Here is a 25,285-nt window from a genome sequence, read left to right on the forward strand (position 1 = left end):
GTGTGGACGGATGCCACGATAGGTCGGTTCCAGAGTGGAGAGGTCGGACGAGTGGACAGTCTGAGGTACGCGATCCTCGGACCTCTGCGCCTCGTCCACGTCCAGGGCCAGCCGCTCAAGGCCGCGAAACCGCGCCAGCTGCTGGCCACGTTGCTCCTGCACCCGAACCGCTTCGTCTCCACCGATCTGATCGCTGACGCGCTCTGGGAGAACAACCCGCCGCGGTCGGCCACCGCGAACATCCGGACCTACGTCCGTGCGCTCCGCGGGGTGCTGCAGGACGCCGGACTTCCCGCGCCGATCGACACCTCGGCGGCCGGCTACAGCATCGAGGTCGGTGTCGACGAGCTCGACGCCAGCCTGTTCGAGTCGCTCCTTGCCGAAGGCGGTCACCTGCGAGACGCCGGTGACGACCGGCAGGCTATGCAGGTGCTGTCCCGCGCGTACGCGCTCTGGCGCGGCCGTCCGCTCGAGGACCTCCCGATGCCCGCGGCCTGGGAGGGCTCCATCGGCCGCCTGGAAGCGCAGCACCGCGGTCTGGTCGACACACTGCTCGACCTCCGGCTCGAGTACGGCGACGCGAGTGGCGCCGCAGTACTGCTGAGTGCCCGCCTCGTGGACGACCCGTACGACGAGCAGCTCTGGCGCCGCCTGGTCGACGCTCTGCTCGCTGCGGGACGTGGTGGTGAGGCGCGAGCGGCGTACGCGAAGGCTGTGCAGACGCTGGCCGACGAGCTCGACATCAAGCCCGGTCCCGAACTGGAAGCCGCCGGCGCCCGCGCCGAGAACGGCCCCTCGGCCAACTGGCCCAATCCGGGGATCCCAGCGGACCATACGGCGGACCGTCCCGTACCGCCTCCGCCCGCCGGACCGATGGCGGCCCCGGAACTGACCGACCCGCTGCGGCCACCGAGTCAGCTGCCGCTCGACCTGGCCGACTTCAACGGCCGGCAGCACAACCTGGAGCAACTGCGGGACCTGGTCTGCGGCCGTGACCCGGTGCGGCCGCCGATCGCGGTCATCTCGGGCGCACCGGGAACGGGTAAGACCTCACTGGCCGTGCGACTCGGCCATCAGGTCCGTGAGTACTTCCCGGACGGGCAGATCTACCTGGACATGCACGGTGCGACGCACCCGCGCGATCCGGCAGCCGCGCTGACCGATCTGCTGCTCAGCCTGAACCTTCCGGACTACGCGATCCCGACGGACCCGGAGCGGCGGTCCGCGATGCTGCGGTCCGAGCTGGCGAGCCGACGGGTGCTGATCATCCTCGACGACGTGGCGACCGCCGGTCAGGTGACACCGTTGATGCCGGGGACGGGGGCGTCCGCGGTCGTGGTGACCAGCCGGAACCGGTTGATGGACCTGGCCGGGGCGGACAGCCTGCCCCTCGACACGTTCGACGACCGCGAGGCCGCCGTACTGCTGTCGTCGGTGGCCGGTGCCGGGCGGATCGATCCGTCGTCGCCCGAGGCCGAGGAGATCCTGTCCGCGTGCGCGAACCTGCCGCTCGCGATCCGGATCGTCGGCAGCCGGCTGGCGCAGCGTCCGGACCTGAGCGCCCGCGAGCTGGCCCGGCGGCTGCGGGACGAGACCTCGCGCCTGGACGAGCTGAGCATCGGTGAGCTCGCCGTCCGGACCAGTGCGGACCTCAGTTACGACGCGCTCAGCCCCGAAGAGGCCCGGTTGTACCGCCTGATCGGCCACTTCGCCGTCGGGGTGTTCTCGGCCCGCGCATTGGAAGCGATCGCGTCGCCGGCCGCCGTACGGCGCAGTCTGGACCGGCTGATCGAGGTCAACCTGGTCCGGATCAGCTCAGTCGACCACCGCGGTACGGCGCGTTACCGGGTGCACGACCTGCTGCGGCTGCACGCGCTCGCGGTCGGCACCGAGGAGCAGCAGTCGCAGGCGATCCGGGACGTGGAGACCGTCGTCGACGAGATCCTGAACAAGATCCGCCGGGCCAACGAAGCGCTGTCCTTCGAGTACTTCGGCGTTCTCGAACACACCGGCCCGTTGACCGCGCCCGACCCGTCGCCGTTCACCGAGACCGACGCGATCGCGTGGTTCGACAGTGAGCGCAGTACGTTCGTGCCGGCCATCCGGGCCGCGGCGCAGAACGGGCTGCACGAGCACGCGTGGCGGATCGCTGCCGCCTGGGGCCCGTACCTCGACCTGCGAGCCGGCTTCGAGGACTGGAACGGCTCGCACCAGCAGGGTTTGCTGAGCGCGGTCGCCTGCGGTGACCGGCGCGGCGAGGCGATCATGCACCGCAACCTCGGTCAGCTGGCGGTCTACCAGGACGACTGGGAGACCGCGCGCCGGCACTTCGACGCGGCCGCGCAGGTGTTCGCCGAGGTCGGCGACCGGCTCGGTGAGGGCGTCGCCGCCGTCGGGCTCGGCACCTGGCTGCGGGAGCGCGGCGAGCGGGACAAGGGACTGGAGCAGTACGAGAAGGCGATCGAGGCGTTCGTCGAGGACGGCAACGCGAACGCCGAGGCCCTGGCGCGGACCGCGGCCGCGAACGTCTACCTGGTCCGCGGCGACCTGGACACCGCCCGGAGCCTGCTGGCGAGGGCGTTCCAGATCGCCGTACGCCGTGCCGACGCCCACCGCGAGGCCAAGGTACGGCGACGCATCGCGGCGCTCCGGGTCGTTCAGGGCCGGCACGACGAGGCGGTCCGGCAGCTGCGCAAGGCGCTGGCGATCTTCGACGGGATGGGCGACGACCACTGCGCGGCGTACACGCGGTCGCTGCTCGGGCAGGCGCTGATGGAGCGCGGCGAGGTCGCCGCGGCCCGGAAGACCCTGCTGGACGCGATGGACATCGGCCACCGGCTGGGCGACCGCAGCGTCGAGGGTCAAGCGGCGCAGCATCTCGGCGAGCTCTATCTGACGACGGGCAGCATCGACAACGCCCGCCGTACCCTCGAGCGCGCCGCGCGGGTCTGGCAGCAGGCAGGGAACGACGGCGCCGCGGCCGACTGCCGCCGGTTGCTGGCCGGCTCCGAAGCAGGGGTCGCAGCCGGCTGAGCCCGCCGGGCAACGCTCGCAGGGCAATGTACGGCGGCTGTATCCGCGCCCGGCAGGATTTCGGTCATGCCACGGCACACCGGCCGAGGACGGGGGATCGGGGAGGATTACCTATGGCCTGGGGGGAGGTTGTCGTGGAGCGCCGGAACGTCCCGCGGGTGGCGAACCCGCGGGACACCGAGGCGGCGCTGAACTGGCAGCTGGAACGCGCCGGTTCGGCGGCCTGGCTGGACTGGCCGTTGAAGTTCCAGCGGATGGCGTTCGGTTACGCGCACGACAGCGGCTGGCACGACGCGGCCGACGCGGTGAGCTGGCTCGACCACCACGCCCTGCTCCGTGAAGGGGCGGCGCCACGGGGGGCGCTGGTCTGGTACCAGGCGGCAGACCGGATCCGGGTGGCTTGCGCACTCGGTTCCGGTCAGGTGGTCGGCCCACTCCCGACCGGTCTGGTCGAGGTCACCGACCTCGGCCGGCTCAGCTCCGACTGGGTGTGGTCAGAACCGCACTTCCCGTTCGGCCACTGAGCCAGACGGGGCCAGACTGAGCCAAGCGGGGTCAGTCGGTCGGGTTGTTGACCGGGTGCTTCGGGGCGGCGTGCTTCGCGCCGCCGTCGGTGTTGTTGTTGTTGTTGCGGTTGCGGCGCCGGGCGAGGAAGTACTCGACGACCATCGGGATCAGCGAGACCAGCACCAGCAGGATCAGCGCCGACTCCAGGTGGGCGTGGATGAACTGCACGTTACCGAGCGCGTGACCGAGCAGCGTGATGCCCGGCGCCCAGATCACCGCGCCGACGCCCGTCCACAGGAAGAACTTCTTCGGGTCCATCCTTCCGGCGCCGGCCACGATCGTGATGAAGGTCCGCACGATCGGCACGAACCGGGCCATCACCAGCGCCCGCGGACCGTACCGCTCGAAGAAGTCGTGCGTCTGCTCGATGTACTTCGGTTTCAGGAACCGGGCGTTCGGGTTCTGGAACAGCGACGTACCGAGGAACCGGCCGATGTAGTAGCCGGACACGTTCCCGAGGAACGCGGCGATGGTCAGCAGCACGCAGGCCAGCCAGAGCGGTACGCCGATGGTGCCCTGCGCGATGAACAGGCCGACCGCGAACAGCAGCGAGTCACCGGGCAGGATCGGGAACAGCACCCCGCACTCGATGAACACCACAATCAGCGTGCCCCACAGCGCCCAGTCACCCAGCCAGTGCAGCAGGTACTCCGGGTCCATCCAGTTGGGCATCAGCATCGCGACAAGAGGAAGCACGCGGACAGGGTAGCGTCCCGACCTGTGCGTGAGCTGAGCAGCGACCTGCGGGGAGCGGACATGGTGGGGCCGAACGAGGTCGGGGTCGGCCCGTGGCAGGGGGAATGGCCCGACGACCCGCGGCTGGACCCGGAACTCCTCGCGGCCGGCGATCGACGCAACGTCGTCGACAAGTACCGGTACTGGAAGCTCGAGGCGATCGTCGAGGACCTCGACCAGCAGCGGAACCCGTTCCACGTCGCGATCGAGAACTGGCAGCACGACCTGAACATCGGCTCGGTGGTGCGGACGGCGAACGCATTCCTGGCGACCGAGGTGCACATCGTCGGCCTCCGGAAATGGAACCGCCGTGGTGCGATGGTCACCGATCGCTACCAGCACGTCCGTCACCAGCCGACCCTTGCGGACCTCGCCGAGTACGCCGCTGCTCGGGCGCTGCCGGTGATCGGGATCGACAACCTGCCGGGGTCCGTACCGCTGGAGACGTTCGACCTGCCGCGCGAATGCGTCCTGCTCTTCGGTCAGGAGGGCCCTGGGCTGACTCCCGAGGCCCACGCGATCTGCTCCGCGGTGCTGTCGATCGCCCAGTTCGGCTCGACCCGCTCGATCAACGCGAGCGCCGCGGCCGCGATCGCCATGCACGCGTGGATCCGGCGGCACACCTTCGGTCAGCCGTCGAGCAGCTGATCGAGGAGTCCCGCCGCCAGTTGTAGTACTGCGCGTTCAGTGGGATTGAGCCGTTCGGTGATGGCCTCGGCGAGCCAGTCGTCCGAACTCTGCACGTGGTCTTTCAGTAGTTGACGGCCGCTGTCGGTCAGCTCGATCGTGTGCCGGCGGCGGTCCTGGGTGTCCTGCTGCCTGGTGATCAGGTCCTGCTCCTCGAGACCGGCGAGCACACGCGTCAACGACTGCGGCTGCACGCGCTCCGCCGCGGCGATCTCGCTCGCCGTCAGTGGCCCACGCCGGTGCAGCTGGCCCAGCACGGCCACGCCGGTGCTCCCCAGACCGTCCCCCGTCCGCTCGGCCCGCAGTCGCAACGCCAGTCGAGTGCTGGCTCGCCGAAGCGCTACGGCCGTGTCATACGCTTCCACTTACTATTCCTCTCTAGCGACCGCTTGAGAATGCTAAGCTGAGCTTACTATGACGATCGCGGATCCGCGTCACCTCATCCACTGGCACCGCGAGACACCGGTCGTCCTCCCGCAGTTGATCGTCGCCGCCCTGGCGATGGCCGCCCCGATCGCGTACGGCGTCGCCACCGATCACCTCGCCCAAGCGTCGTACGCCGCCCTCGGTGCACTCGCCCACCTTGTGTCCGCACCAACCATCCGGAGGCCGCTTTCGTGGTTGGCCGGGGCACAAAGAGTGGCAGTGGGAGTGGTGGTGACGGCGGGGGCTTGGGTTGGGGTGTCGCTCGGGGGCCGTGGCTGGTGGACCGCGGTCGGTGTGGTTGGGCTGGCGGCGGTTGCTGCTGTGGTGGGTGGGCTCAGCCGGTGGATGGCCGATGTGACGAGGCGGTTCATCACGTTTCTGGTGATGTCGACCGGGCTGAGTTCGGTGAGTGCCTGGGAGGTTGCTCAGTGGTTCGCGCTGGGGGTCGCGTGGGCGATCGTGTTGGGTCTTTGGGGAAGTGGCGAGGTGGCCGCGCGGCCGACGTACTGGAAGGTGTGGCGACGGAGGCTGCGCAGTTTTGACGCGTGGCGGTACGCGGTGCAGCTGGTGCCGGCGCTCGCGATCGCTGAGGCGATCGAGGTGTGGTGGCATCAGGAGAAGGGCTACTGGATCGCGCTGGCCGTGGTGATCGTCGTCCGTCGCCGTGGCGGATCGTTGCTCCGGGCAACACAGCGCTGCGTCGGCACCTGCGTCGGCGTACTGATCGGCGGAGCTCTCGTGCTCTGGGTGCCGCCGTCTTGGGCAATCGTGGCGGTCGTCACCGTTCTCGCCGGTCTGCGGCCGTTGCTCAAGGAACGCAACTACGCGGCGTACGCCATCCTCATGACCCCGCTCGTCGTGCTGCTGATGGATCTCGGCCGTACTCCGGAGCTCTCGACCGTCGGGTACCGCTTGATCGACACCGTGATCGGCTGCCTGATCGCGATCCTTCCTACTCTGGTCCTGAGGAGGCGCCATGTGGCCTGATCACGTGATCTGGTGGCAGATCTACCCGCTCGGCTTCACCGCCGCGGAGTCAACCGCGCAGACAACGGTCGTGCACCGTCTGCGCCACTTGGAGAGCTGGCTCGATTACGCCATCGATCTCGGCTGTTCGGGACTCCTGCTGGGCCCGGTGTTCGCGTCCGAGACGCACGGCTACGACACCGTCGACCACTTGCGCATCGACCCGCGCCTCGGCGACGACGCCGATTTCGACTCGCTCGTCGCGCAGGCCCACGACCGTGGCCTGCGGATCGCCCTCGACGGTGTGTTCAACCACGTCGCGCGCTCGTTCCCGCACCCCGAGTGGTTCCGCCGCTCCGACGGTGGGCTCGCCACTTTCGAGGGCCACGAACAGCTCGTCGCCCTCGACCACAGCAACCCCGAGGTGGCGCAGTACGTCGGCGACGTCCTCAGGCACTGGCTCGACCGCGGCGTCGACGCCTGGCGCCTGGACGCGGCGTACGCCGTCCCGCCCGAGTTCTGGCGCGACGTCCTGCCACGCGACCGCGACGCCTGGTACTTCGGTGAGGTCATCCACGGCGATTACGCCGGGTACGTCGCGAAGAGCGGGCTCGATTCCGTCACGCAGTACGAGCTGTGGAAGGCGATCTGGAGTTCGCTCAACGACCGCAACTTCTTCGAGCTGTCGTACGCGCTCGGTCGGCACAACGCACTCCTGGACACGTTCGTCCCGCAGACGTTCGTCGGGAACCACGACGTGACCCGCATCGCGACCCGGCTCGAGGACGAGCGGTACCTCGGTCATGCGCTGGCGATCCTGTTCGCGGTCGCCGGCGTACCGAGTGTGTACTCCGGCGACGAGCAGGCGTTCCGCGGTCTGAAGGAGGACCGAGCCGGCGGCGACGATGCGATCCGGCCGGCGTTCCCCGAGGAGCCCGCCGAGCTGGCGCCGTACGGCTGGGACACCTATCGGTTGCACCAGGAGCTGATCGGTCTGCGGCGGCGCAATGCGTGGCTGACCCGCGCGCGGACGGAGGTCGAGCACGTCACCAACGAGACGATCGCGCTGCGGGCCCGTCAGGACGACGCCTGGGTGCTGCTCCTGCTCAACGTCTCCGATCAGGAGGCCGTGTTCCCGGTCGACGACGCGGTTGTCGTACCGCCGCACAGTTGGAGATTCTTGACACGACCGTAACCTTCGGCCGGGCTCCCGCGTTGTCCTGATTGACAGAAGTGAGGCCTTCTCGACCAAAGTCAGCCCCAACTCGGGGGGCTCGACGCGCATCAAGCACGTCGTACTGGGTTTGTGACGGGAAACATGGGGTTTGTTGATGAACGCTCTGTGGGACGAACTGCTACACGAGCTGGGTACCGTGCGCGCCCTGAGCGCGGCAGCTCTGGAGGCGCGCTCGGAGACCTCGCGGGTCGCGCTGATCACCCTGCTGGATGCCGAGACCGCGGAGATCTCGGCGATCCTCGACCGGATCCTCCGCGAAGCCGCCGAGACGTCAGCGGCCTAGGAGCGAGCCGACCGCCTGGCGGAGCGTTTCCGTCGGGTCGTCGGGCTGGTCGAACGCGCGGTACGCGATGTGGGCGTCCGGCCGGACGAACAGACAGCCCGCGTCCGGGATCTCGCGCACCCGCGCCCAGTCGCCGTACAGGTCGTCCAGCTCGCGGCCCGGCCCGATCACGAACGCCTCGATCGGTACGCCGAGCTGCTCGGACACGGACTGCGCCGCCTTCACCCACGCCTCACCGCCGATCCCGGTGAGCAGCGTGAACCGGCCCTTGCCGACCACGTCCAAGGTGCTGACGGTCTCCGATCCACGGGTCAGCCAGCAGTGCGGGATGCGAGCGCCCGGCCACGTCGTCGGGTGGTAGTAGAGCTCGTGATCCCGCTCGTACGGCGGCTCCGGCGTACCGTCCGCGATCACGGCCGACGACCGGTAGCGCTGACCGAGCTCGACGCCGTGCGCGTTGAACTCGTAGTCCTTCAGCTCGATCGCCTTCCGCAGCTCCGCACGCTGGGCCGCCGCGGCGGGTGTGTCGTCCTTGCGCGACTCGATCGTCCGCCCGGGCGGCGCGTCCGGCGTCATCCCGAGCGCGTGGAAGATCTGGCCGAACTGGTTTCGGCTCTTGTTGGCGCGGTCAACGATCTGCCGCGCGATCGGCGCCCGCTCGTCGTTGTAGCTGTCGAGCAGCTCGGGCGCGGCGTGACCCTCGAGGACCAGCGCGAGTTTCCAGGCCAGGTTGTACGCGTCCTGGATCGAGGTGTTCGAGCCGAGGCCGTTGCTCGGCGGGTGCCGGTGGATCGCGTCACCCATGCAGAACACGCGGCCCTGCGAGGTCTTCTCGGCGTACATGTGGTTGACGCTCCACACCGACGTACTCTTCAGCTTCACGTCGATCGTGTCGTCACCGACCAGGTTGTGCACGATCTCGGTCGCCATCGCCTCGTCGACCACGGGCGGGGGCTGGTTGATGTCGTACCCCCAGACGATCAGCCACTCGTTCCACGGCCGCACCATCCGGACCAGGCCGGCGCCGATCCCGCCGATCTGCGCACCGGGCTGCAGGACCCAGTACAGGACGCTCGGGCGGTGGGCGACGTACCGGCTCAGGTCGGCCTCGAACACGATGTTCATCGAGCCCTCGATATCCATCGCCCCGGCCATCGGCAACTCGATGTCCTGGGCAACCTTGCTCCGCCCACCATCCGCACCGATGAGGTACTTCGCCCGGATCTGGTACGTCGAACCGCTCAGCCGGTCCCGTACCGTCGCGGTCACACCGTCGGCGTCCTGTTCGAGGGACAGGTACTCGGTGTTGAAGCGCAGCCGGGCACCGCGGCTCGCCGCCGTACTGAGGAGAATTGGCTCGAAGAGCGTCTGCGGCAGATCGATCGGGAGACACGGGCTCGCCTCGGTGTAGTCGGCGAGGCGGCGTGGATGCGTGCCCCAGGTGCGAATGCGACCGATCTCCTCGCCGGCCAGGCTGGTGCAGAACGCGGTCTCACCCATCAGATGGTGGGCGGTGCCCTTGTCTGTGACCTCGTCCTCGATGCCCATGTCGCGCATCAGCTCGATCGTGCGCTGGTTGGTGATGTGTGCGCGGGGCGTGTTGGCGGTCCAGCCGTAGCGGGTGAGGACGATGGTGTCGACGCCGTACGTGGACAGGAAGAGCGAGGCGGCGCCACCGGCCGGGCCACTGCCGACGATCAGGACATCCGTGGTGATCACTGCTGCGTCTCCTCGGTCGTGGCGAGTACGAGGTCGTAGTCGACGGTGTAATAGGTCCGCTCGGGCGTCATGCCGTCCGGTGCCGTCGTGCCGGCCGCGTGCTCGGTGAAGTCGACGATCAGCGACTGCTTGACGCCGAAGACCGCGTCGGTGTCGAGATAGGGATCGCCTGCGGCGAAAACGTGCGTGATGAGGCGGGCGTAGCCGGGCGCGGTGACCATGAAGTGGATGTGCGCCGGGCGCATCGGGCCGCGGCCACCGGCGCGCAGCAGCTCGCCGACCGGGCCGTCGTCGGGGATCGGGTAGGCGACCGGCTTCACCGCCCAGAACCGGTAGTTGCCTTCAGCATCGGTCATCAGGTGGGCGCGGTTCTGTGGACCGTCGAGCTCCTTCTGGACGTCGTAGAACCCGTCCTCGTCGGCCTGCCAGGTCTCGACCAGCGCGCGCGGGACCGGATCGCCGTTGGTGTTGAGGACCCGCCCGCTCACCAGGCACGGCTGCCCCGGCGCTCCGTTGGCGATGTCGCCACCGAGCTGCACCTCCGGCGACCCCTCGACGAAGAACGGGCCGAACACAGTCGACTGCGTAGCCGGCAGCGGCTTCCGGTTCCCCAGCCCGACGGTCAGCATCGACAGCCCGAGTACGTCGGCCAGCAGCACGAACTCCTGTCGCGTGCCGGTGGAGATCTGACCGGTGCGGGTCAGGAAATCGATCGCGGTGAAGTACTCGTCCTCGGTGAGATCCACCTCCCGCGCGAACGCGTGCAAGTGGCGGACGAGCGCGGCCATCACGTCCCGGTAGCGACTGCTCGTGCTGCCGTCGAAGCTGGCCACCACGGCCTCGGTCAGGTCATCGCCTTGCAGATCCATCCGGTCTCCTTCGTCAAGGTCGCGTACCTGCCCAGGCGCGGCCGAGAACCTCGCGCACCAGGTCCTCGGTCACCGGGACCGGGTTGTCGGTCGGGTGGAACGCTTTCGCGGCCTCGGCCACCTGGGCCTCGGTCAAGCCCAACTCCCGGAGACTGGTCGGTACGCCTGCTGCCTGGAACAGATCGAACAGGCCGGTCGCCAGGTCAGGCTCTTGCGGGTCGGTTGCGAGGGCTGCTGCTAGGCGGGCTGTTGCTTGCGGTACGGCGGGGGCGTTGACGCGCACGACCTGGGGGAGGACCGCGGCATGCGTCTCCGCGTGTGGAAGGTTGTAGGTGCCACCCAGTAGATGACACAACTTGTGATGCAGTCCGGTGCCGGCCGTTGCCAACGCCGAGCCTGCGAGACAGGCGCCGTACAGAAGGTTGCTGCGAGCATCTATATCCGTGGGTTCGGCCAACACGTTGCGCAGTCCGGCGCTCAACGCTCGCAGACCTTCCACCGCGGTCGTCTCGGTGATCGGGTCCGCTTTTGGCGTCCACACCGCCTCCACGCAATGTGCGATCGCATTCGCCACACTCGCCGCGGTGACCTTCTTCGGCAGGTGCTGACTCAGCACCGGGTCGTACACGACAACCCGCGGCAACACCCGCAGGTCCGTCCCGGTCGTCTTGCTCCCACCCGCCGTCTCACCCCACACCGGAGTCATCTCCGACCCCGCATAGGTAGTAGGCACCGCCACAATCACCACCCCATCGCCAACCGGCCCATCACCCGCTCCGCCGTGGGGCGTCTCGCCACCTGTCGCGCCAGCGGCTCCGCCGACCGCCCCGACGGTGGGGACTCCGCCAGCCATCCCAGCTGCTGGCTCGGGACTGTTTGTGAGGGCGATTGCTTTCGCGAGGCCGATTGCGGAGCCGCCGCCGATGGCGATGATGCCGTCGGCACCGATCTCGCGCGCCTTCGCCCGGGCAGCGGCCGCCACTTCGGTCGGTACGTGCTGGGCGACGCCGTCGATCCGTCCCGCGAAGCGGTCGCCCAACGCCATCTCGACCACGTCGGCCGCGTCCCGCGCGGAGTTCGTCGCCACCACGAGCGCCCGCCGTACCCCGACCGCCACGGCCTCGGCCGCCACCCGATCGAGCGTGCCGGCCCCGAACACCACCCGCCCCGGGAAGAACGTGTGCACGAACGTCGACCGCGCGGGCTCACCTGGACGTGGCATCGGCGACTCCGATAGGATTTCGCTGAGCGAATAGTTCTTCTTTCAACGAAAAGCAGGCTAGCTGATGGCGGGTGACGCGTCTACAGGTACGTTTCTGCAGGGTCTGGACCGTGGGCTCGCGGTGATCCGCGCGTTCTCTGCCGACGCGCCCTCGCTGACCCTCAGCGAGGTCGCGCGAGCCGTCGGGATCACGCCCGCGACAGCCCGCCGGATCCTGCTCACCCTGGAAGAGCTCGGCTACGTCCGCAGCACCAACCGCCGCTTCTCCCTCACGCCGCGGGTCCTCGCCCTGGGCTGGGCCTACCTGTCCTCGCTGGACCTCGGCGAACTCGCCGGCCCGTTCATGGAGGAGCTGAGCGCCAAGACCCGCGAGTCCTGCTCCATCGCCACCCTCGACCTGCCCGACATCGTGTACGTCGCCCGCGTACCGACCAGCCGAATCATGACTGTCGCGCTCGGGGTCGGCGCGCGACTCCCGGCGTACCCGACCTCGATGGGCCGCGTGCTGCTCGCGGGACTGCCGGACGACGAACTCACGACGTACCTCGGCACTCTCGCGGACTCGTTGCCCGCCGACCCGCTGACTGACCGTACGCTCACCACTCCCGCCGACCTCCGCACCGCGATCGACCAGACCCGCAAGGACGGTTACGCGCTCGTCGACCAGGAGCTCGAACTGGGCCTCCGCTCCATCGCAGCCCCGATCCACAACTCCCGCGGTCGGGTCATCGCGGCGCTCAACGTCTCCGCGCATGCATCCCGCTCCACGCCGACGTCGCTCTGCGAGGAGTTCCTCCCGCATCTACGGCAGGCGGCCCAGCAGATCACTACTGCGCTGACCCATCGCGGCCATCTGTAGCGTTCACGCCTGCAGTTCCTGAAGGATCTGCAAGTAGTGCGGGTTGTTCATGATCCCGATCAGGTTGCCGAACGGGTCCACGACCGACGCCGTACGGAACCCGGTGTTGTTACCGCGCTCGACGATCCCTTCGTTCAGCGTCGCCCCGAGCTCGAGCATCCGCGCCAGCGTCCCCTCGAGGTCGTCCACGTGCCAGTGAACGATCGCTCCCGCGGGACCTCCGGCGACCTCATGGCCCGCGTACTTCGCGTCGATGATCCCGAGCTCGCACTGGAAGTCCCCGAACCGGAACTCCACGTACGCCGGCGCCTCGACCGTCGGGACCGCGTAGTACGCCTCGATCCCGAGCAGCTTCTCGTACCAGTCCCGCGCCGCCTTCACGTCCGTGGCGTAGAAGCTGACGGTGGCAAGTCCTCGCAACATCTCGGTGGTCCTCTCCTGGGTTGTTCCCCTTGCGATGACCACCACGATTCCACTCAAAGTGCTCACCGAATGAGCACTTTGATGACCAACTGCATCGACTAGGCCGTCGCGCGGGAGAGTTCGCCCGACGGCCGGGTCGGCGAGGCGTCTGGTCAGTCGGTCTGGGTGACTTTGCGGAGGCCGCGCGGTGCGTCGGGGTCGAGGCCGAGCTTGCGGGCCAGGAGCTCGATCGCGCGCTGGGCCGGGATGACCAGCGCCAGCGGAGCGAGGGTTTCCGGGAGGTCGGGCCCGGCCAGGTTCACGTCGCAGCGGGAGGCGAACGTCGGGTCGCCGCCGATGCCGAGGATCTTGCTGCCCTTCTCGCGGACGATGCCGGCCAGCTCGGTCATCCCCGGGAGCGCGGGGCCGTCGCCGGCGGAGACCAGGATCGTCACCAGGTCCGCGTCGACGACCGCGATCGGGCCGTGCTTCAGGTCGGCGTACGAGAGACCGCGAACGGGCTGCAGGCAGGTTTCCTCGAGCTTCAGCGCGACCTCCAGTGTCGTGCCGAACGTCAGCCCGCGACCGCTCGCGAGGACGTCGTGTGCACCGGCGAGCAGGTCCGCCGCCGCTTCGACCGACCCCGACAGCATCTTCGCCGCCGCTTCGGGAACTCGCGCGATGTCCGCGTCGAGCGTGCCAGGCCGCTGGGCGAGCGCGTCTACAGCGACCGTGATCGCCGCCAGTTGGGTCGTGTAGGTCTTGGTGGCCGGTACGGCGAGCTCCTGACCGGCCTGGGTGATGAGCGCGACGTCGGCGGTCGACGCCAGCGGGCTGTTGCCGTCGTTCGTGATGCCGACGATCGCGGCGCCGTTGCGCTTGGCCCACTCGGCCGTGTCGACGATCTCCTGGGTGGCGCCGGACTGGCTGACCGCGACGACCAGCGAGTTCGACAGGTCGAGGTTGGCGCCGTACAGCGTGGCCACGGACGGTGCGGCCAGGGACGCCTGCCGGCCGGCGTGGATCTCGGTCAGATAGCGGCCGTACACACCGGCGTTGTCCGACGATCCGCGGGCCACGAAGATTACGTGCCGGCGGCCGGCGGCCAGCCTGGTGATGTCGTGCCGCAGCGGCAGAACGTGCTCGAACGTCGCCGCGAGCGCGGCCGGCTGCTCGGCGATCTCGCGCGCCATCCGGGTTTCCTGAGCGGGGACAGACACCACTGCGATCACTGGTCCTATCTGGTCTTAACAGGTATGCTGCGCACGATAGCAGTGAGCGGCGCCCCGGGGCACCCCCGAGGCCCGCCCAGGTCTGGAGGATCGAGATTCCATGGTGGCGACGAAGCGGGCCCAGGTCCGATCGGTGCTGGAACGGCTGATCGACGTCGAGCTGCATCCCGGGGACCCGATCCCTTCCGAACGTGCCCTGGTGGACAAGCTGAACGTCTCCCGGGTGACCGTCCGGCAGGCGATCAGCGATCTGGTCGAGTCCGGTGCCCTCGAGCGGGTGCACGGCAAGGGGACCTTCGTCACCGGTCCCCAGGTCGACTCGCAGCTGCACCTCACCTCGTTCTCCCGGGAGATGCGGGCCCGTGGTCTCGAGCCCGGGACCGTGGTGCTGTCGGCCAGCGAGATCGAGGCCTCCGACGAGACCGCGAAGGGGCTGCGGGTCGCCAAGGGCACCAAGGTGATCCGCGTCGAGCGGCTCCGCACGGCCGACGCCTCGCCGATGGCCTACGAGGTCGGCTACTACCCGTCCGCGCTCTTCCCCGGCCTGCTCGGCCGTGAGCTCGGCACGCTGTACGACGTTTTCGCCAGTGAGTACGACGTTGTCGTCACCTCCGGTGAGCAGACAGTCCGGGCGGACAACGCCGACGGTCATGTCGCCCGGGTGCTCGGCGTGGCCAGGCGGGCACCCCTGCTGGTCCTCGAGCGCACCACCTTCGCCGGCCGCAAGGTCGTCGAACTGTCCTGGTCGGCCTACCGCGCCGACCGCTACCGGCTGCACATGGCCCTGACTCCGCGTGGCCCGCGATCCGGGTCCGCCTGACCGGCTGCACCACACCGTCCGGAGGACATCCGGACGTAACGAACTGGATCGGTCCTGTTCATCAACTGGTCTGCATCCCTGCCGATCGCTCCCCGGCCACCGGGCCGGCTCGGCAGGCGGGCCGCCGGATCCGACGAAGTACCCGGCGGCAATACTGGAGCCGAACCCACAAGAACTGTGTTGTGAGGAGTACCGCGAGACATGCCTATTGCAACCCCTGAGATCTACGCCGAGATGCTGGACAAGGCCAAGCAGAACCGCTTCGCCTACCCGGCCATCAACGTCAGCTCCTCGCAGACGCTGATCGCAGCCATCCGCGGTTTCGCCGAGGCCGGCTCGGACGGCATCGTCCAGGTCTCCACCGGCGGTGCGGAGTACCTGTCCGGGTCCACCGTGAAGAACATGGTGTCCGGCTCGGTCGCGCTGGCGGCCTACGCGCACGAGGTCGCCAAGAACTTCCCGGTGAACATCGCGCTGCACACCGACCACTGCCCGAAGAACAAGCTGGACGGCTTCGTCCGGCCGCTGCTGGAGATCTCGGCCGAGCGCGTCGCGCGCGGTGAGAACCCGCTGTTCCAGTCGCACATGTGGGACGGCTCGGCGGTGCCGCTGACCGAGAACCTGGAGATCGCCAAGGACCTGCTGGCCAAGACGGCCGCGGCGAAGATCGTCCTGGAGATCGAGGTCGGCGTCGTCGGTGGCGAGGAGGACGGCGTCGCGAACGAGATCAACGAGAAGCTCTACACCACCGTCGAGGACGGCCTGGCCACGGTCGAGGCGCTCGGCACCGGTGAGAACGGCCGCTACATCACCGCGCTGACCTTCGGCAACGTGCACGGCGTCTACAAGCCGGGTGCGGTCAAGCTGCGTCCGGAGATCCTGAAGGAGATCCAGGACCAGGTCGGCGCGAAGCTCGGCAAGGACCGCCCGTTCGACCTGGTGTTCCACGGTGGCTCCGGCTCGACGCTCGAGGAGATCCGGGCCGCGGTCGACAACGGCGTCATCAAGATGAACGTCGACACCGACACGCAGTACGCGTTCACCCGGCCGGCGGCCGCGCACATGTTCACCAACTACGACGGTGTGCTGAAGGTGGACGGCGAGGTCGGCAACAAGAAGGCCTACGACCCGCGTGCCTGGGGCAAGGCGGCCGAAGAGGGTATGGCGAAGCGTGTCGGCGAGGCCTGCGAGAGCCTGCGCTCGACCGGTACTTCGCTGAACGGCTGACCTTCCGCGTCGAAGAGCTGTTGCGAGCAGGCCCGTTCCGGAGAGTTTCCCGGGGCGGGCCTGTTCATTTGTGTGGGTCGGTGCGCGGAGTTGATTAGGGAAGCCTATCCTTAGTCGCATGCGCAAACCTTTCGCTCTGGCGGCCTCCTGTCTGTTGCTGACGGTGCTCGCCGCTTGTGGATCCGGCTCCGAAGAGAAGGCCTCGCCGTCGGCCATCAAGGTGGCGACCAAGTTCGGTGAGGTGGCAGTGCCGGCCGAGCCGAAGCGGGTTGTCGCGCTGGGCTGGGGCGACGCGGAGACGGCGCTGGCGCTCGGGGTGCAGCCGGTGGGGGCCAGCGACTGGCTCGCGTTCGGCGGCGAGGGCGTCGGCCCCTGGGCGAAGGGCAAGTACCAGCAGGCGCCGCAGTTGATCAACACGCTCGAGCCGCAGTACGAGCAGATCGCCGCGCTGAAGCCGGACCTGATCCTCGACGTGAAGTCGAGCGGCAAGCAGGACCGGTACGACACGTTGAAGGCGATCGCGCCGACCGTGGGCGTCCCGGCCGGCGGCGACGCGTACAAGACCAACTGGAAGCAGCAGACCGAGATGATCGCCACCGCGCTCGGGCGGGTGGAGCAGGGGCGCAAGCTGATCGCCGACACCGAGGGCAAGTTCGCCGAGGTGAAGTCGCAGCACCCGGAGTTCGACGGGAAGACCATCACGCTCGGAGCCCGGACCAGCGAGGGGTACGGCGCGTACGTCTCCGGCACCGGGCGGGTCGACTTCGTGGAGCGCCTCGGCTTCCGCAACAACCCGGCCGTCCAGGCGAAGGCGACCGGTGACTTCTCGGTGCCGATCTCGCGCGAGAACCTCGGCCTGCTGAACGCCGATCTCACGGTCCTCACGCCGATCGGCATCCCGGCGAGCCAGATCACCGGCGATCCGCTGTACCGCGCGGTGCCGTCGGTGAAGGCCGGTCGCGCGGTGGTCTTCGACGACAAGACCATCAGCTCGGCGTTCGCCACGGACACAGTGCTGTCCGTCGGATACGCCTTGGAGAAGGTCGTCCCACTGTTCGCCAACGCGTTGAAGAGCATGGGGTAACTCCTTTCGTCACCGGACTCGGGCAAGGTCGAAGTGACGGATGCCGGTCCGTCGGGCTGCTCGGGTGAACGTGGTTCGGATGCGGTCGGCCACGGTCACCGGGTCGTCGAGGTCGGTCCAGGAGATCCAGCAGTGCTCGACGGGCTGTGGTCCGTCGAGGTCGAAGGCTGATTCGGGCAGCGGCTCCTCGGGGGAGGGCTCGAATTCCTCGCACCAGAAGGGAAAACGCGGCTCGAACTCGAGCACGGTGCGTTCGTCCGGGAACCACAAGACCTCCACCGCACCGTCGTCCGGGTCGGTGAGCTCGGGGTCTGGTGGTGGTGACGGGCTGGGAGCCGGCAGGCCCGCGGTGGCCAGGATGAAGCGCAGCCGGGACTCGGCGATCGAAGCTGCGCCGGTGACGTGGTCGAGGACTTTTCCGGCCCGTTTCGTTCCTTGGTCGAGTTGGCCGACAGCGTGGATCAAGGCGTCGTGGTCGACCAGCCCGGCGTACAACGCGGCGTCGGCGAGCACAGTCGCCGCAGCCTGCGGCGCCGAAGCGGCCACCTCGGCGATCGCGCGGGCAGGCGAGACCAGGTGCATCTTGTTCCACAGTTGGAGGTCTGACCCGACCGGGTCGCGGATGTGCCGGTGGACGCCGCGGAGCCGGCCGGAGCCGCCGTCGGGAGCGGTGACGTGGACTCGGCTGAGGTCGAGACCCCAGACAGGTAAGGCATGTAGGGCCGCGGCGGACTGGTGGCTGGCGTAGACACCGGGGCCGCTGGCGCGCAGGACGGCGTACACCCGGCGGAGGTGCAGGATCTCGTCGGTGACGAGGCGGAGTGAACGGTGGGCGGCATAGGTTCCGCGCCGGATCCGGCGCCAGCTGCCGGAGCCGAGCAAGGAGTCGATGTCAGCGTCGGGGTAACCACAGGCTCGCGCGTCCGCTCGGGTGAATACACCGCCACGGATCGACGCCATCACAGCAAGTTGAGGATTCATGCCCGAGAATGTGCCGCGATCGGCCCTTGTCCGGACGCACATTTTTCAATCTGTGGAGAACTGGTGCCGCACCCAGACGTTCGGCTCGACGTAGACCGCGCGATCGGCGGCGACGTCACACTCGACGGGCACGAGGGCGCCCGGGACCTCGACGGGTCCACTGCGATCGAAGGGCAATCCGGTCCACGATCGCCACTCGGCGAGCGATCCGGCGATTACCCAGGAGGTTGGTGCGATGCCGGTGATCTGGCCGCCGCCGCGGACGTGGGTGCGGAGCCATGGGTCGAAAGGCAGACCGTCCGGGCGCATGCGGGACGCGTAGTCGTGGATCGAGCTCGTGGGCTCAAGGTGTTTGTGGGTCGGGCGGACCGGCGCGTCGAGTACGTCTAGGCCGAGGCCGGCGGATGCGTCGCGGAGTGCCGCCAGGAGGAGCGCTGCGACGCCTTCACCCTGGAAGTCTCGAGCGACGCTGATGTTCAAGGCGCAGGCCGTGTCCGGGCGGATGCCGCGACGTGCGTCAGAGAAGGCCCAGACGACCGACTGCTCCCAGCCACCGGACGGAAACTCCGGACGGTCACCACGCAACAGCTGAACGGCGTGGGCGTCGCCGATCGGCCTGCCCTCTGATGTGGCGATCAGGCAGGTCGAAGCGAAGGCGTCGGCTGTCTGTGGGAAGTACGCCTCGGAGATCCGGTTGTGGCGCATGAAGGCCGGCCACTCGCCTACCTCGATATCGGCGTTGGCGAGCTCTGGCCGGTCAGCGACAGTGGTGATCTCGACGGTGCGCCCGGACGGCAGCTGGTGGGTCCAGCGCCTGGAAAAGGGCATAAAAAAGGCCCGTCATCTGTCTATGACGAGCTCTGCGCGGGTTGGTACCCAGGGTTGCCAGAGGAGCGGCATGTCGGCCTCGGACGGGGTGCGGTTGCCTTTCCGCTCGTTGCAGGAGGCATGGGCGGCCACGGCGTTCAGCCACTCGGTGCGGCCGCCCCTGGATCTGGGTTGGACGTGGTCCATGGTGTCGGCGTTGTCCAGGCCGCAGTACGCGCACCGGAACCTGTCCCGCCGCAGGACGCCGTGTTTGCTGTACTTCATCCGGCCCGCCGCGTAACGCCAGTGCGTGACGACGTACCGAACCAGGCGGAGGACGCGAGGGACCGGGAATGGGCCGATGGTTCGCTCTCCGTGCGCCTCTTCGACCACGGCGACCTCGCGAACCAGCATCCGGATGGCGTGCTGGATCGAGACGGTGTGCAGCGGTTCGTACGACGCGTTCAGGACGATGACGCTCATCCGGTGCCTCCTTCCGGCCGTAGCTGGGAACCACGGCGGTTTGAGCAAGGGTCTCAAGCATCCGTGGCCGGTGGGTGAACGGTCAACGGATTTCGTCAGACGGTCACGTGCCGGTACGGCTGCGTGATCGGCGAAGATGTGCTTATGGAATTGAACAATCTGCTCTCCGGCCCACCCGAGACACTACTACCGGTCGACCCGGCCGCGGCGGAACTCGCCGACGGGGCCGCTCCGGCGGACGTAGCGGCCAAGCACCCGACGTCGTCGCTGGCCTGGGCCGTGCTCGCCGAGGGTGCCCTCGCGGACGGCCGGACCATCGAGGGATACGCGTACGCGCGCACCGGGTACCACCGCGCGCTGGACCTGCTGCGGCGGAACGGCTGGAAGGGTCACGGACCGGTCCCGTGGGAGCACGAACCGAACCGTGGCTTCCTCCGGGCACTGGCCGCGCTGGGCAAGGCCGCGGCGCTGATCGACGAGAAGGACGAGGCCGAACGCTGCGTCACCTTCCTGCGGGACTCGTCGCCGGCTGCCGCCGACGCACTGAGCTGAAAACTGTTGGTGGGACTGATCGCCCGGCGGGATGATCTGCCGGGTGACCAGCCCTTACGCGCAGGACGGGTTCAGTGCCGGGTTCGAGTGGGGCCCGGTCGGCGCCGGCATCGTTGCCGGGGACATCGTCGCGGTGGTGGATGTCTTGTCCTTCACAACTGCCGTGACGGTGGCGGTGGATCGTGGCATTGACGTCTATCCGTACCGCTGGCGCGATGAAACCGCGGTCGCCTACGCCGAACAGGTCGGTGCGACGTTGGCCGTTGGGCGGTCCGAGGCCGGCCCTGGGGACGTGAGCTTGTCGCCGGTGACCATCCGGCGGGCTGAGGGTGTGAGCCGGCTGGTGCTGCCGTCGCCGAACGGGTCGACGATCGCCAAGCAACTCAGTGACAGCGGCGCGACCGTGATCGCGGTGTCGTTGCGTAACCGACGTGCTGCGGCCGATTGGGTCAGGAAGCAGACGCAGGTCGGGAGCAACGGGCCCAAGGTGGTTGCGATTGCGGCAGGGGAGCGATGGCAGGACGGCTCGCTGCGACCCGCGGTCGAGGATCTCTGCGGTGCTGGCGGGTTCCTGAGTGCGCTGCGGAGCGACAGTCTCTCGCCCGAGGCGCGAGCGGCGGTGGCGGCGTACGACGCGGTTGCGGACAACCTGCCCCGGCTTCTGCACGAATGCGCCGGCGGACGCGAGCTCACGCAGTACGGCTATCCGGAGGACGTGGCGATCGCGGCGGAGGTGGACAGCAGTGAATCGGTGCCGGTGCTGGTGGACGGTAGACTGTTCGGGTCAACCTGAAGCACTCGAGGTTTCTGCCCGTTGACAGTGCCGGCAGGGGACGAGCGTCCCCGTTTCCTGCCGAACATGGACGGTTCTAGGCGGACGGACAGACCGGCGAAGCTGGACGCCCACGGTCGGGTCCCCGCCCCATCGGGCAGCGGAAGGTCTACCGTGCCGGCTCTCACCGGACGGATCGGCGCGCCCAGCAACCACTACGCAGAGGTACTGCGTACTCCCGGCGCGTGGAAGTTCTACTTAGCGGCGGCCCCGGCCCGGATCGGGATCGCCATGACCGGCCTCGGCATCGTCTGGCTGGTCCACGGATCGACCGGATCGTACGCCGCCGCGGGCAGCGTCACCGGCGGTTTCGCCGTCGCCGAAGCGGTCGCCGGACCCCAGGTCGCCCGGCTGATCGACCGTTTCGGTCAGACCCGCATGTTGCCGATCACCTTGCTCGCCCACGCGACCGCAGTGGCATTGCTGATCGCCTTGACCCTGTCGGACGCTCCGCTGCCGGTGCTCATCGGGACCGGAGTCCTGGCCGGCGGCTCGCTGCCCCAGATCGGTGCACAGACCGCAGCGCGCTGGTCCCAAGCATTGCGCGATACGCCGCTGCTCTCGTCGGCGTTCGCGCTCGAGGCGCTGAGCGTCGGCGTGGCCTTCATGGTCGGCCCCGGCCTGGTTGGAGTCGTGAGCTCGTTCGGCACCCCAGCGGCAGGTTCGGTGCTCGCGACGAGTCTCGTGCTGACAGGCGGTTTCCTGTTGGCGATGCAACGCGGTACGGCGCCGCCGCCTCAGATGGCCGGTGAGCATGGTGGCGCGAAACGCCTGCTGCACAAGCGATTCGTGGGTCTCGCCGGTACGAACGTGGGAGTCGGTCTGTTCTTCGGCAGCATGCAGGTGTCTGTCACCGCGTTCGCGGTATCGCGAGGTACGCCGGGTTTGGCCGGACCGCTCTACAGCATCACCAGCCTGGTCAGTCTCTTCGCCGGACTCGCGTACGGCGCCAGACGGTGGCGGACCGCACCGGAAACGCAGTTCGTCATCGCGTTCATCTGGCTTGTCGTGAGTTGCGTGCCCCTGATCGCCGTGCACACCCCGTTGGCGGCAGCGCTCGCGTTAACCCTGCCTGGCTTGGCGATTGCCCCGTTCCAGACCCTGTCGTCCGTCTTGGCGGAGTCAGCGGTCGAGCCCGCTGTCCTGACCCAGGCGTTCACCTGGCTGAACTCCGGTGGCGCAGCAGGCATCGCGCTGGGTTCCGCGTTCGCAGGCTGGGTCGTCGACGGACACAGTGCGCAGTACGGCTTCGCTGTAGCGCTCGGAGCGGCGCTGACAGCACTGGTGATGGCGGTGAACGTGAAGTTCAGCGGTAGGTGACCTGGCGTTCGGCAGCGGCTCGGCTCGCGTACTCGGCCGGCGTCAGGCCGATCTGCTGCTTGAACTCCTTGGAGAAATGCGCCTGGTCGAAGTAGCCGAGTGCTGCGGACAGTTCCGCCAACTCGGCCACTTCGCCCCGGGCCAGCAGCTCGGCACCGTCGTGCAACCGGTAGCGCCGCAACACCCACTTCGGACCCACACCGACGTACCGGCGGAACAGGCGTTGCAACGTCCGGATCGGTACGCCGAAGCGCGCGGTGATCTCGTCGACGCGGGCCACCGAGCGATCGGCCGCCATGGTGGAGACGATCTCCCGGACCAGCTCGTACGACGGATCGGGCGGCGCGAGGTGGTCACGCAGGAACGCCTCGAAGACCGCGCGGCGGCGGACGTCGGACTCGGCCTCGAACATCAGGTCCGCCAGCCGGTCGCCGTCGGGGAACACGTCCGTCAACGGCAGCACCCGGTCGCAGAGCGAACCCACGTCAAGGCCGGTGATCGCACCGAAGCCACCGGCCCAGAACTTCACGCCGAACGCCCACCCACGCCCGGACAGCTCGCGTTCGAACTTCCGCGTGCAGACCCCGTTCACGAAGGCGCCGCCCGGCTGCTCGAAGGTGACGTTCACCGACGGGAACGGCAGCACCTCGGCCGTGTACGGCTCGTCCAGGTCCCACTCCACGATCCAGTACCACTCGACGAACCGGCCGGCCTGGGGGCCCGGCTGGAGACGGTTGAGCGAGCGGTGCCGGGCCTGCTCTCGCGGGTGCAGGATGCCCTTCTCGCTGTCTGCTGGGTGGCTCAAAAGCCCGCTGTCGCTTTCTTACAAGACCGGTCGGCGGCCGGCGGATTGAATGGGTGTCATGACGACGAACACGGTAAACCCCATCCCCGACGGTTATCACTCGCTGACCCCGTTCCTCGCCGTCTCGGACGGGCCCAAGGCCGTCGAGTTCTACACCTCGGTCTTCGGGGCGGAGGTGATCAGCCGGCAGGACATGCCCGACGGCAAGGTCGCCCACGCCGAGCTGAAGTTCGGTCACTCGATGCTGCAGATGAGTGACGCGATGCCGCAGATCGGGCTGCGCGCGCCGGCCGACGGCTGGGTGCACTCGTCGCTGGTGCACTACGTGCCGGATGTCGACGCGACGTACGCGAAGGCGCTCGAGGCGGGCGCGACCTCGGTCGAGGAGGTGCAGACGTTCATGACCGGTGACCGGTTCGGCACGATCATCGACCCGTTCGGTCATCGCTGGGCGATCATGACCCGGGTCGAGGACGTCTCCCGCGAGGAGGCCGAGCGGCGGATCAACGAATGGATCGCCAGCGGCGGTGTGTGACAAGAGGAAGCGGCCCGCCGGAACCGTCCCCTGCGGCAGTTTCGGCGGGCCGCTGACTAAGAGTGTGCACGCGATCACGCAAAATGGCAACCCGTCACCTGATGAAACAGATAGTTGAAACGACTGCTTGGTGATTGTGGACAGGCCCGAAACGTGAGCGGCCAGGTCCGGTAGGCTTTGGTCGCAAGAGCCTGGATGCGCCGCCGGATGAATGTCCGGTGAACGTCTCCGGGCTTCACCGTTTCCAGCGTCGGCAGCTACGGGGTGTGAGGACGGCCATCACCCTGCGGCCGGCGCGTGAAGAGGAGGGCTGAGATGCCCGCAATCGTGCTCGTCGGCGCCCAGTGGGGCGATGAGGGCAAAGGCAAGGCGACCGATCTGCTCGGCAACACGGGCGAGGTCATCGACTACGTGGTGAAGTTCAACGGCGGTAACAACGCCGGCCACACGGTGGTGATCGGGTCCGAGAAGTACGCGCTGCACCTGCTCCCGAGCGGCATCCTCACACCGGGTGTGACACCGGTGATCGGCAACGGGGTCGTGGTCGACCTCAGCGTCCTGTTCGAGGAGCTCGAGGCGCTGCAGGCGCGCGGGTTGGACACGTCGCGGCTGGTGGTCAGTGCGAGCGCGCACGTGATCCCGCCGTACAACCGGACCCTCGACAAGGTCACCGAGCGGTTCCTCGGCAGCCGCAAGATCGGTACGACGGGGCGCGGGATCGGACCGACGTACGCGGACAAGATGAACCGCGTCGGGATCCGGGTCCAGGACCTCTACGACGAGAAGATCCTCGAGCAGAAGGTCACCGGCGCGCTGGAGCAGAAGAACCAGCTGCTGGTGAAGGTCTACAACCGGCGGGCGGTCGAGATCCGCGAGGTCCTCGACGAGCTGCTCGGGTACGCCGACCGGCTGAAGCCGATGGTCGCGGACACCAGCCTGCTGCTGAACAAGGCCCTGGACGGCGGCAAGACCGTGCTGATGGAGGCCGGTCAGGCCACGCTGCTCGACGTCGACCACGGCACGTACCCGTTCGTCACCTCGTCGAACGCGGTCTCGGCCGGCGCCTGCACCGGCACCGGCATCCCGCCGACCCGGATCGACCGCGTGATCGCCGTCGTGAAGGCTTACACCACCCGCGTCGGTGAGGGCCCGTTCCCGACCGAGCTGCTGGACGCCGACGGCGAGTGGCTGCGCACCCAGGGCGGCGAGTTCGGCGTGACCACCGGTCGCCCGCGTCGCTGTGGCTGGTACGACTCGGTCATCGCCCGGTACGCCGCGCGCGTCAACGGCGTCTCCGACTTCGTGCTGACCAAGGTCGACACCCTGACGGGCCGCGAGAAGATCCCGGTCTGCGTCGCGTACGACGTGCACGGTGTCCGGCACGACGAGATGCCGATGACGCAGACCGAGTTCCACCACGCAGTCCCGGTGTACGAGGAGTTCGACGGCTGGTCAGACGACATCTCCGGCTGCCGTTCCTTCGACGACCTGCCGAAGGAGGCGCAGACCTACGTCCGCGCCGTCGAGTCGCTCAGCGGCGCGCGGATCTCCGCCATCGGCGTCGGTCCCGAGCGCAGCCAGATCGTCCAGCTCTGAGTCGTC

General features: G+C 68.5%; 26 protein-coding genes. 15 read left to right on the forward strand and 11 right to left on the reverse strand.

The window, feature by feature from the left end; translation table 11 throughout:
• The first annotated feature begins 51 nt into the window (after nt 1-51).
• Nucleotides 52-3,033 carry a tetratricopeptide repeat protein gene (locus ACWGID_RS30150; protein ID WP_452202242.1) on the forward strand — a complete coding sequence of 994 codons (2,982 nt, stop codon included), beginning with the start codon at nt 52-54 and terminating at the stop codon, nt 3,031-3,033.
• A gap of 113 nt (nt 3,034-3,146) precedes the next feature.
• Entirely contained in the window at nt 3,147-3,557 is a 411-nt protein-coding gene (locus ACWGID_RS30155) for a hypothetical protein (protein WP_452202244.1), read from the forward strand.
• 31 nt (nt 3,558-3,588) lie between these two features.
• On the opposite strand, the gene ACWGID_RS30160 is transcribed toward ACWGID_RS30155, so the two are convergent.
• The gene (locus tag ACWGID_RS30160) at nt 3,589-4,296 is read right to left on the reverse strand and encodes a DedA family protein (RefSeq protein WP_452202246.1); all 708 of its coding nucleotides are present in this window, start codon (nt 4,294-4,296) and stop codon (nt 3,589-3,591) included.
• Nucleotides 4,297-4,356: 60 nt separating this feature from the next.
• On the opposite strand from ACWGID_RS30160, the gene ACWGID_RS30165 reads away from it, so the two are divergent.
• The gene (locus ACWGID_RS30165; protein WP_452202329.1) at nt 4,357-4,983 is read left to right on the forward strand and encodes a TrmH family RNA methyltransferase; all 627 of its coding nucleotides are present in this window, start codon (nt 4,357-4,359) and stop codon (nt 4,981-4,983) included.
• Here ACWGID_RS30165 and ACWGID_RS30170 read toward each other — a convergent pair.
• Nucleotides 4,965-5,387 (reverse strand): MarR family winged helix-turn-helix transcriptional regulator, encoded by a 423-nt coding sequence (locus tag ACWGID_RS30170; protein WP_452202247.1) that lies wholly within the window; start codon nt 5,385-5,387, stop codon nt 4,965-4,967. The two genes, ACWGID_RS30165 and ACWGID_RS30170, sit on opposite strands and share 19 nt — an antisense overlap.
• A 49-nt stretch (nt 5,388-5,436) precedes the next feature.
• Between ACWGID_RS30170 and ACWGID_RS30175 the strand changes: the two genes are divergently transcribed.
• From ACWGID_RS30175 to ACWGID_RS30185, 3 genes are all read left to right on the forward strand, one after another.
• Complete coding sequence (locus tag ACWGID_RS30175; RefSeq protein WP_452202249.1) at nt 5,437-6,435, forward strand: FUSC family protein; 999 nt, start codon at nt 5,437-5,439, stop codon at nt 6,433-6,435.
• Nucleotides 6,425-7,609 carry an alpha-amylase family protein gene (locus ACWGID_RS30180; protein ID WP_452202251.1) on the forward strand — a complete coding sequence of 395 codons (1,185 nt, stop codon included), beginning with the start codon at nt 6,425-6,427 and terminating at the stop codon, nt 7,607-7,609. Before ACWGID_RS30175 ends, ACWGID_RS30180 begins: the two co-directional genes overlap by 11 nt.
• 136 nt (nt 7,610-7,745) lie before the next feature.
• Nucleotides 7,746-7,934, forward strand: a complete 189-nt coding sequence (locus tag ACWGID_RS30185; protein ID WP_452202253.1) for a hypothetical protein — start codon at nt 7,746-7,748, stop codon at nt 7,932-7,934.
• Here the strand turns inward: ACWGID_RS30185 and ACWGID_RS30190 are convergent.
• Genes ACWGID_RS30190 through ACWGID_RS30200 form a run of 3 tightly spaced genes read right to left on the reverse strand, consistent with a single transcriptional unit; the run spans nt 7,923 to nt 11,744 of the window.
• Complete coding sequence (locus tag ACWGID_RS30190; RefSeq protein WP_452202255.1) at nt 7,923-9,653, reverse strand: FAD-dependent monooxygenase; 1,731 nt, start codon at nt 9,651-9,653, stop codon at nt 7,923-7,925. The two genes, ACWGID_RS30185 and ACWGID_RS30190, sit on opposite strands and share 12 nt — an antisense overlap.
• The gene (locus ACWGID_RS30195; protein WP_452202257.1) at nt 9,650-10,522 is read right to left on the reverse strand and encodes an intradiol ring-cleavage dioxygenase; all 873 of its coding nucleotides are present in this window, start codon (nt 10,520-10,522) and stop codon (nt 9,650-9,652) included. Before ACWGID_RS30195 ends, ACWGID_RS30190 begins: the two co-directional genes overlap by 4 nt.
• A gap of 13 nt (nt 10,523-10,535) precedes the next feature.
• Nucleotides 10,536-11,744 (reverse strand): maleylacetate reductase, encoded by a 1,209-nt coding sequence (locus tag ACWGID_RS30200; RefSeq protein WP_452202259.1) that lies wholly within the window; start codon nt 11,742-11,744, stop codon nt 10,536-10,538.
• A gap of 64 nt (nt 11,745-11,808) precedes the next feature.
• On the opposite strand from ACWGID_RS30200, the gene ACWGID_RS30205 reads away from it, so the two are divergent.
• On the forward strand, nt 11,809-12,603 hold the full coding sequence (locus ACWGID_RS30205) for an IclR family transcriptional regulator domain-containing protein (protein WP_452202261.1): 795 nt from the start codon (nt 11,809-11,811) through the stop codon (nt 12,601-12,603).
• Between the two features lie 3 nt (nt 12,604-12,606).
• Here ACWGID_RS30205 and ACWGID_RS30210 read toward each other — a convergent pair whose 3' ends face one another.
• A complete protein-coding gene (locus ACWGID_RS30210) occupies nt 12,607-13,026 on the reverse strand; it encodes a VOC family protein (RefSeq protein ID WP_452202263.1) in 420 nt (139 codons plus the stop codon).
• 152 nt (nt 13,027-13,178) lie between these two features.
• Nucleotides 13,179-14,198, reverse strand: coding sequence for an SIS domain-containing protein (locus ACWGID_RS30215; protein ID WP_452202265.1), 1,020 nt, complete (start codon nt 14,196-14,198; stop codon nt 13,179-13,181).
• Nucleotides 14,199-14,337: 139 nt separating this feature from the next.
• On the opposite strand from ACWGID_RS30215, the gene ACWGID_RS30220 reads away from it, so the two are divergent.
• The 3 genes from ACWGID_RS30220 to ACWGID_RS30230 all read left to right on the forward strand — a co-directional run bounded on the left by ACWGID_RS30220 (nt 14,338) and on the right by ACWGID_RS30230 (nt 17,368).
• Nucleotides 14,338-15,057 (forward strand): GntR family transcriptional regulator, encoded by a 720-nt coding sequence (locus ACWGID_RS30220; protein WP_184839453.1) that lies wholly within the window; start codon nt 14,338-14,340, stop codon nt 15,055-15,057.
• Between the two features lie 201 nt (nt 15,058-15,258).
• A complete protein-coding gene (fbaA, locus tag ACWGID_RS30225) occupies nt 15,259-16,284 on the forward strand; it encodes a class II fructose-bisphosphate aldolase (protein ID WP_452202267.1) in 1,026 nt (341 codons plus the stop codon).
• 118 nt (nt 16,285-16,402) lie between these two features.
• The gene (locus tag ACWGID_RS30230) at nt 16,403-17,368 is read left to right on the forward strand and encodes an iron-siderophore ABC transporter substrate-binding protein (RefSeq protein ID WP_452202269.1); all 966 of its coding nucleotides are present in this window, start codon (nt 16,403-16,405) and stop codon (nt 17,366-17,368) included.
• Nucleotides 17,369-17,377: 9 nt separating this feature from the next.
• Here the strand turns inward: ACWGID_RS30230 and ACWGID_RS30235 are convergent, their stop codons facing one another.
• From ACWGID_RS30235 to ACWGID_RS30245, 3 genes are read right to left on the reverse strand one after another with little or no spacing between them, the layout of a single operon-like run.
• Nucleotides 17,378-18,349, reverse strand: a complete 972-nt coding sequence (locus tag ACWGID_RS30235) for a type IV toxin-antitoxin system AbiEi family antitoxin domain-containing protein (RefSeq protein WP_452202271.1) — start codon at nt 18,347-18,349, stop codon at nt 17,378-17,380.
• A 45-nt stretch (nt 18,350-18,394) separates the two neighbouring features.
• A complete protein-coding gene (locus ACWGID_RS30240; RefSeq protein WP_452202273.1) occupies nt 18,395-19,177 on the reverse strand; it encodes an N-acetyltransferase in 783 nt (260 codons plus the stop codon).
• 12 nt (nt 19,178-19,189) lie between these two features.
• Complete coding sequence (locus ACWGID_RS30245) at nt 19,190-19,639, reverse strand: HNH endonuclease (protein WP_452202275.1); 450 nt, start codon at nt 19,637-19,639, stop codon at nt 19,190-19,192.
• Nucleotides 19,640-19,783: 144 nt separating this feature from the next.
• Between ACWGID_RS30245 and ACWGID_RS30250 the strand changes: the two genes are divergently transcribed.
• The 3 genes from ACWGID_RS30250 (at nt 19,784) to ACWGID_RS30260 (ending at nt 22,343) form a co-directional block, all read left to right on the forward strand.
• The gene (locus tag ACWGID_RS30250) at nt 19,784-20,191 is read left to right on the forward strand and encodes a DUF3151 domain-containing protein (RefSeq protein WP_130388010.1); all 408 of its coding nucleotides are present in this window, start codon (nt 19,784-19,786) and stop codon (nt 20,189-20,191) included.
• Between the two features lie 43 nt (nt 20,192-20,234).
• Nucleotides 20,235-20,984, forward strand: coding sequence for a 2-phosphosulfolactate phosphatase (locus ACWGID_RS30255; protein WP_452202277.1), 750 nt, complete (start codon nt 20,235-20,237; stop codon nt 20,982-20,984).
• Between the two features lie 153 nt (nt 20,985-21,137).
• Nucleotides 21,138-22,343: an MFS transporter gene (locus ACWGID_RS30260; protein ID WP_452202279.1), complete on the forward strand. Its 1,206-nt coding sequence runs from the start codon at nt 21,138-21,140 to the stop codon at nt 22,341-22,343.
• Here the strand turns inward: ACWGID_RS30260 and ACWGID_RS30265 are convergent.
• The gene (locus ACWGID_RS30265; RefSeq protein WP_452202280.1) at nt 22,330-23,148 is read right to left on the reverse strand and encodes an AraC family transcriptional regulator; all 819 of its coding nucleotides are present in this window, start codon (nt 23,146-23,148) and stop codon (nt 22,330-22,332) included. The two genes, ACWGID_RS30260 and ACWGID_RS30265, sit on opposite strands and share 14 nt — an antisense overlap.
• 58 nt (nt 23,149-23,206) lie before the next feature.
• Between ACWGID_RS30265 and ACWGID_RS30270 the strand changes: the two genes are divergently transcribed.
• The gene (locus tag ACWGID_RS30270; RefSeq protein ID WP_452202282.1) at nt 23,207-23,683 is read left to right on the forward strand and encodes a VOC family protein; all 477 of its coding nucleotides are present in this window, start codon (nt 23,207-23,209) and stop codon (nt 23,681-23,683) included.
• 315 nt (nt 23,684-23,998) lie between these two features.
• Nucleotides 23,999-25,279, forward strand: coding sequence for an adenylosuccinate synthase (locus ACWGID_RS30275; RefSeq protein WP_452202284.1), 1,281 nt, complete (start codon nt 23,999-24,001; stop codon nt 25,277-25,279).
• Nucleotides 25,280-25,285: the final 6 nt, after the last annotated feature.

The sequence above is a fragment of the Kribbella sp. NPDC054772 genome (genome assembly GCF_053611945.1).